This is a genomic window from Cuspidothrix issatschenkoi CHARLIE-1 (genome assembly GCF_002934005.1).
GTDB classification, from domain to species: Bacteria; Cyanobacteriota; Cyanobacteriia; order Cyanobacteriales; family Nostocaceae; genus Cuspidothrix; species Cuspidothrix issatschenkoi.
Genome location: NZ_PGEM01000210.1, coordinates 1 through 6469 on the forward strand (window position 1 = coordinate 1; position 6469 = coordinate 6469).

Annotated in this window: 5 protein-coding genes and 1 pseudogene; 5 read left to right on the forward strand and 1 reads right to left on the reverse strand. The window is 40.6% G+C overall.

Annotation, left to right across the window (positions count from 1 at the left end):
* On the forward strand, nt 1-805 hold an 805-nt coding region (locus tag CUN59_RS20310), incomplete at its 5' end, for an NACHT C-terminal alpha/beta 1 domain-containing protein (RefSeq protein ID WP_207765456.1).
* 97 nt (nt 806-902) lie between these two features.
* On the opposite strand, the gene CUN59_RS20315 is transcribed toward CUN59_RS20310, so the two are convergent.
* Entirely contained in the window at nt 903-1154 is a 252-nt protein-coding gene (locus CUN59_RS20315; RefSeq protein WP_104389529.1) for a hypothetical protein, read from the reverse strand.
* A 107-nt stretch (nt 1155-1261) separates the two neighbouring features.
* Here CUN59_RS20315 and CUN59_RS20320 point away from each other — a divergent pair, with 107 nt between their 5' ends.
* The 4 genes and pseudogenes from CUN59_RS20320 (at nt 1262) to CUN59_RS20340 (ending at nt 6238) form a co-directional block, all read left to right on the forward strand.
* Nucleotides 1262-3616: an arylsulfatase gene (locus tag CUN59_RS20320; protein WP_104389530.1), complete on the forward strand. Its 2355-nt coding sequence runs from the start codon at nt 1262-1264 to the stop codon at nt 3614-3616.
* 360 nt (nt 3617-3976) lie between these two features.
* Nucleotides 3977-4204, forward strand: coding sequence for an addiction module protein (locus CUN59_RS20330; protein ID WP_104389532.1), 228 nt, complete (start codon nt 3977-3979; stop codon nt 4202-4204).
* Nucleotides 4201-4353 (forward strand): annotated as a pseudogene (locus tag CUN59_RS20335) (type II toxin-antitoxin system RelE/ParE family toxin); the annotation flags it as partial. The gene CUN59_RS20330 and the pseudogene CUN59_RS20335, both read left to right, overlap by 4 nt.
* A gap of 451 nt (nt 4354-4804) precedes the next feature.
* Nucleotides 4805-6238 (forward strand): slr1306 family protein, encoded by a 1434-nt coding sequence (locus tag CUN59_RS20340; protein WP_243407006.1) that lies wholly within the window; start codon nt 4805-4807, stop codon nt 6236-6238.
* Nucleotides 6239-6469 lie beyond the last annotated feature (231 nt).

Here is a 6469-nt window from a genome sequence, read left to right on the forward strand (position 1 = left end):
CTATATATTGAGGGGATACGAATTAATTAATATTATTAATAATAATAATAATAATAATGAAGAAGATACATATTTTATAATTATTGATATTTTAGTGGCAATTCCGGTTAGAAATTTAAATTTCATCAGAACCTTAATTAAGTTGATCAATAGTCCTGTTAAACCTAAACATTATTCTTTAATCTGTTACTACTTAATACAAATTCTACAAGGTGATTTATTTGCAGAAGCAGTATCAGGATTAAAAGATAGATGGATAAATGAAGAAGAAGAAGATCAGGATATATTACATATTCTCTGGCATTGCGCCCAAAATATGACCTATCCCGAATTTTACCGCGTTTGGCATGGCAACAAAACCACAATTAAAAACCTAGAATCTCAATTTAAAAATACTCATTTCCTCCTTACCCAACTCCAACCCACAGAAAAAACATATCCCCTTACCCTCAACCTAAAAACCCTCCAAAACGAAACAGACATCATAGAAATATCTCAAGAAATCTGCAACCAAATTTACTTTACAGCTTGTCCCGAAAATCCAGAAATTCCTCAAATAAACAACGCACCTCAACTAAAAAGCAAAATTCCGCAAATTAAAAAACATCTACAAACTGAAAACCTAGCATTAATTATCAACAACTGCGAACCAAATCAAGAAATGATCAAATTCTGCAATAAACTAACAGATGTCTTACACATTGCCTTTATCACAGAACAACCTCTAGACGCACCATTAAAAGGTTTTCCCAATCAACCAAACTTACTCAATGTTATTCAACATTGGATTAATGAAATAGGGTGAAATAATCAAAGATGAAATTTCAAGCATTGATGATATTAATGGAGTATTTATAGAACCCATTTAGTATCTATGGCGATCGCAAAGCATGACATAAGAATCACATTTTTAATACTGTAATTCCTTCTAAAGTTAATTCCCAGCGATCACGTGGTGAATCTTGTTCTACATAACGGTTGACTAATCCCCGATGGGCAAGATTTTTTAAAACTTCCATCATATCAGGTTCTCTCAGAACATCTTGACGGGAAAGCGCATTCGCTAATTCATACCAACTCCATTGACCTTTTCCTTTCTCAACTAATTTTAGTAAAACAAATTCTAGCTGAGTTAATTGAGTCGTGTTTTTCATATCATATCCTCCACACTAGAATAAATTTATCAATTAACCCCTCCTAAAGAGGATATAGAATTTCAGGGTTTTTGTTAAAAATTACATATTCTCAAGAGTTTAGATTTATGTCTCTGCGTGAATACAAACCCGGAACTACCTTCCCCGGAGTCATCGGCCGGACAGTTGATAAATCCAGTCCAGCTTGGCCGGAACCATTGCGGGCAAAAGAAGGTACACCAAACGTCCTATTTATCGTCTTTGATGATACGGGTTTTGGACAATTTGGATGTTACGGCAGTCCCATCAAAACACCCAACCTAGACGCACTAGCCGCTAATGGTTTACGCTACAACAACTTACACACAACGGCACTGTGTTCTCCCACCCGTTCTTGTCTGCTGACTGGGCGCAATCACCATTCTAACGCCATGTCCTGCATTACAGAAGGGTCTACGGGTTATCCCGGAGGTAATGGGAATATTCCCTTTGAAAATGGCTTTCTCTCAGAGATATTACTCCAAAAGGGTTATAACACCTATGCGTTAGGAAAATGGCATTTAACCCCCTCAGACCAACTTTCAGCCGCAGGCCCCTATGATCGCTGGCCTCTCGGTCGTGGTTTTGAGCGTTTTTATGGCTTTTTAGGCGGAGAAACCCACCAATATTATCCAGATTTGGTTTATGATAACCACACCGTTAAGCCAGAAAAGACCCCCGCAGAAGGCTATCATTTAACGGAAGATTTAACAGACAAGGCCATTAGCTTTATTGCTGATGCCAAGCAGGTTGCCCCAAATAAGCCTTTTTTCATGTATTTCTGTCCGGGAGCAATGCACGCCCCCCATCATGTCCCCAAAGAATGGGCTGATGCCTACGCTGGACAGTTTGATGATGGTTGGGAAGCTTACAGGGAAAAGGTTTTTGCCCGTCAGCAGGAAATGGGGATTGTTCCCTCTGATGCCGAACTTTCTCGCCATGATCCCGATGTCCCGCACTGGGATACTCTCCCGGCGGACGAAAAACGGCTTTATGCCCGGATGATGGAAGTATATGCTGGTTTTTTAACCCATACTGACCACCATATCGGTCGTTTACTCGATTTTCTTAAATCTATCGGTGAGTTCGAGAACACTGTAATTATGGTGATTTCGGACAATGGGGCAAGTTCGGAAGGAGGACCAACTGGTTCAGTAAATGAAAACCTGTTTTTTAACAATGTGCCAGAATCCCTAGAGGAAAATCTCAAGGCATTGGATAAACTAGGCAGTGCCGAAACCTTTAACCATTATGCTTGGGGCTGGACTTGGGCAGGGAATACGCCTTTTAGGCGGTGGAAACGGGAAACCTATCGGGGGGGAATTAGCGACCCTTTAATTGTGCATTGGAGTCAAGGTATTGAGGCAAAAGGGGAAATTCGGACTCAGTACGCTCATGCTATTGACCTTGTGCCAACGGTGCTGGAATTACTGGAAATTGAACCACCCACAACGATTAAGGGTGTGACTCAATCTCCCATTGAAGGTGTCAGTTTTGCCCATACTTTTAATCATAGTAACGCCCCTACTAAGCATATTACCCAGTATTTCGAGATGATGGGACATCGTTCTCTTTACTATGATGGTTGGCGGGCGGTTTGTCCTTGGCCGGGTCCCTCATTTACGGAGGCAGGGCAGTTTTTTGGTGAGGCGATTTCGGCGGAAACTCTAACGGATTTGGATACTCATCATTGGGAACTGTATCACGTCGCCTCAGATTTTGCGGAAAATCACAATATCGCGGCTGATAATCGCCCTAAGTTGATTGAAATGATTGCTACTTGGTATGTGGAAGCTGGAAAGTATAATGTGTTGCCTGTGGATGGACGTGGTGTGCAACGAATAGCGGAAGAACGCCCCCAGCTTGCTGTGAATCCTAGCCGCTATGTTTACTATCCTGATACTCAAGCGATTCCCGCCGGTAGTGCGGTGAGGGTGTTAAATCGTCCCCACAGTATTACGGCTGATGTGGAGATTCCCCCAGGTGGCGCAGAAGGAATATTACTGGCTCACGGGGGTAATGATAGTGGCTATTCTTTCTATGTCCAAAATGGCAAACTGCACTGGGTTCATAATTATGTGGGGCGATCGCTTTATCATGTTGAATCTAGGTCATCTGTGCCGGCAGGTCGTCATCAGTTGCGCTTTGAGTTTAAAGTCACGGGTCAACCAGATTTAGCCAAGGGGAAAGGAACGCCAGGACGCGCCCAACTGTATATTGATGAGAAATTGGTCGGGCAAATTGATGTGCCTGTAACTACTCCCTTAGCACTTGGTTTGACCAGTGGTGTCACCTGTGGAATTGCCCCTGGTGCGCCTGTTACACCGGATTATAAACCGCCTTTTAAGTTTACGGGTAAGATTTATTGTGTGATGGTGGATGTGAGTGGTGATTTGATTCAAGATCGGGAAGCTGAAATGCGGACTATTATGGCGCGACAGTAAAGATTAACTCAAGATGTATGCGATCGCTTTCAGGATTGCCATAGGCGATCGCACTTGAACATCTAGGAAAATAATTAAACTAATACCAAAATACTTTCCGTATTTTTATCTAAGTTCCGTTATTTTTGAAGGTTGGAGTTTTTGCAGACGATCAAATGACTTCATCGGTTATTGAAAATGCTATAATTGAAGGTATAAATACCGATTTTATATTGATAAGAGAGTTTAATGTTAACAGTCAAATGCCTGGTAAATTGCGATGTGTAGTTTCAGATTATGTTATGGCTAAGGCTATTGGTATACAGCAACATGAGTTATGATAAAAGACATAGATAAAAGTTCCACCCCAAATCTTTAATTATGAGTCTCCATCCCCTCTTGAAATTTGACATTGCTGAACTCAGCATTGCAGAACGTATTCAACTTGCTGAAGATTTATGGGACAGCATCTTAGAACAGCAAGAAGAACTTCCCTTGAGTTCAGCACAACAACAAGAATTAGAGCGACGGTTAGAAAATTACGAAAAAAACCCTACAACCGGTTCTAGTTGGGAAGACGTTAAGAAACGGTTAGGATTTTCCCAATGAACTATAAGCTGATTATTCAGCCAGAAGCAGAATACGATATCCAAAATGCTTTTGAGTGGTACGAATCCCAAAATCCGGGTTTAGGTTCGGAATTTGTTCGTGCTGTTGATGCTTGTCTGTCTGGAATTGGAAGACAACCCCTTGCTTACCCTCCTTGATAAATTTATTTTAGCATGATATATTATTTTTGACAAGGGCGTAATACATAATATTGGAAAAACCTCAAATGTTCTTTGCTCTTACTCGGCTATGCCTCGTATTGATTGAGAACGATTTCGGTTTTTCCCGCCTTATATCCCGCCACTGATTAGGAGTACCAAATTCAGTGGGGGACTTACGGCGTAGTAGTTAAAGTTATTTGAAGGTGTAGAAATAATTACAATAGATGAATTTTTAAATCTAGTTTTGTAGTTATGTAGGGTGGGTTAGGTTGGAACAGCATCAACAAGTAGGCAACTGAATGGTAGCGGTAAGCCAGTGAAGTTAATTTAGATACGAGTAGCCGTTAAAGCGGTCAAACTGTTATTTAAAGAGCTTGTTTTGATTAGAAAAGTTGTAGAGTGAAGTAAAAGCTTTTTCCTTGCGTGGAGAATCACAATTGTGAAGTTACAGCGACCAATATTAGTGGGAGGACTAGGACTATCGTTCTCCCTGTGGATGTTAAATAGCTGGCATGATTCAATAGTTCAAGTGGGAGAATTTGGACTTCTGAGTGCTTTAGCTGTCGGTGGGGGTTTATGGTTATTGAAAAAAAATCTGCCCCAATTGGGTGAACAGCTAAATGATATAGTTGCAGATAGAGCCTCTGTAGAAAAAGCGATCGCTCAAACCGAAGTCATAATTAATCAACTTGCCCAAGAAGCAACTGATCATCCTTACCTAGGGATACTCCGGGAAAAACTCGCTCAATTGCCTTTAGAACTTAATAGAAAGGAAATTGCTGTGGCTGTAACCGGGGGGAAATCTGTAGGTAAAAGTACGATTATTGAAGTTCTCAAAAATGCTCAAATATTGCCGGAAATATCTTGGTATTTTAACGAAACAGTACCTTTATTTTCTGCCGTTGGTGAAAATTCTGATCAACTCACTTTATCGGCAATGCAGAAATCTGATTTTGTCTTATTCTTGACAAATGGTGATTTGACAGATTCAGAATTTCAAGTTTTACAACAATTAAAAGCGGTAAAACAGGCGACATTATTGGTTTTCAACAAACAAGACCAGTATCAACCCGATGAACGCGCTACAATTCTCCAATCATTAAAACAGCGCGTGGGGTTAAATGTAGTTGCAACTGCGGCTTCTCCCCTACCTGTAAAAGTGCGAAAACATGAAAATGATGGTTCTTTCCAAGAATGGATGGAACAACCAGCGCCAGATGTCCAACAGTTAACCCAACAGTTAGGAGAAGTATTAGCAAAACAGGGAGAACAGCTAGTTTGTCATACCACAAATCGCAAAGTATTATTATTGAAAGCCGAAGCTAAAAATTGTTTAAATGGAGTCAGACGCGATCGCTCGACACCCATTATAGAACAATATCAATGGATTGCGGCAGCAGCAGCATTTGCTAATCCTTTACCTGCCTTAGATATTCTGGCAACTGCGGCGATAAATGGCCAAATGGTCATGGATTTGGGTAACATTTATCAACAAAAAATTTCCTTAGAACAAGGGCAACAAGTAGCGGGAACTATGGGAAGTTTAATGTTGAAATTAGGATTAGTGGAACTTTCTACCAAAGCTGTAACTAGTATTCTCAAAACTAACCTTGCTACCTTTATCGCTGGAGGAATGGTAGAAGGAGTTAGTGCCGCTTATCTAACCAGAGTAGCCGGATTAAGTTTAGTGGAATATTTTGAACAGCAAGAAATTGCTTTAGAATCTGGAAATGCCTTAAATCTGGACAAACTGCGCCAAGTTTTGGAAACCGTATTCCAGCAAAATCAAAAATTGGCTGTTTTAGAAGCTTTTGTTAAACAAGGTGTGAAGCGGTTGTTACCAGAAGCCAAACCTGTGGAAAGTGCAGCATAATAGCATTTCTTTGTAAATTTGCATACAATTTACCCCTCGGCTTCGCCGTCTCTCCTTAGTAAGGCTACCGTGTACAGTCTAATCAAGTTGCCTAATAGGGTTTTGATGCCCCTAACCCCAATTCTGGGGGAATAAGAATTTCAAAGTCCCCCAAACTTGGGGGATTTAGGGGGCTAAATAATCATAAAACGAAGACAGATAAGCTGTTACGCAACAAAGTTGTATAATCCT

What these genes read in the sequence shown, in the direction of transcription:
- CUN59_RS20315 (WP_104389529.1), bottom strand. Translation starts at nt 1,154, where the DNA reads ATGAAAAACACGACTCAATTAACTCAGCTAGAATTTGTTTTACTAAAA.
- CUN59_RS20320 (WP_104389530.1), top strand. Translation starts at nt 1,262, where the DNA reads ATGTCTCTGCGTGAATACAAACCCGGAACTACCTTCCCCGGAGTCATC.
- CUN59_RS20330 (WP_104389532.1), top strand. Translation starts at nt 3,977, where the DNA reads ATGAGTCTCCATCCCCTCTTGAAATTTGACATTGCTGAACTCAGCATT.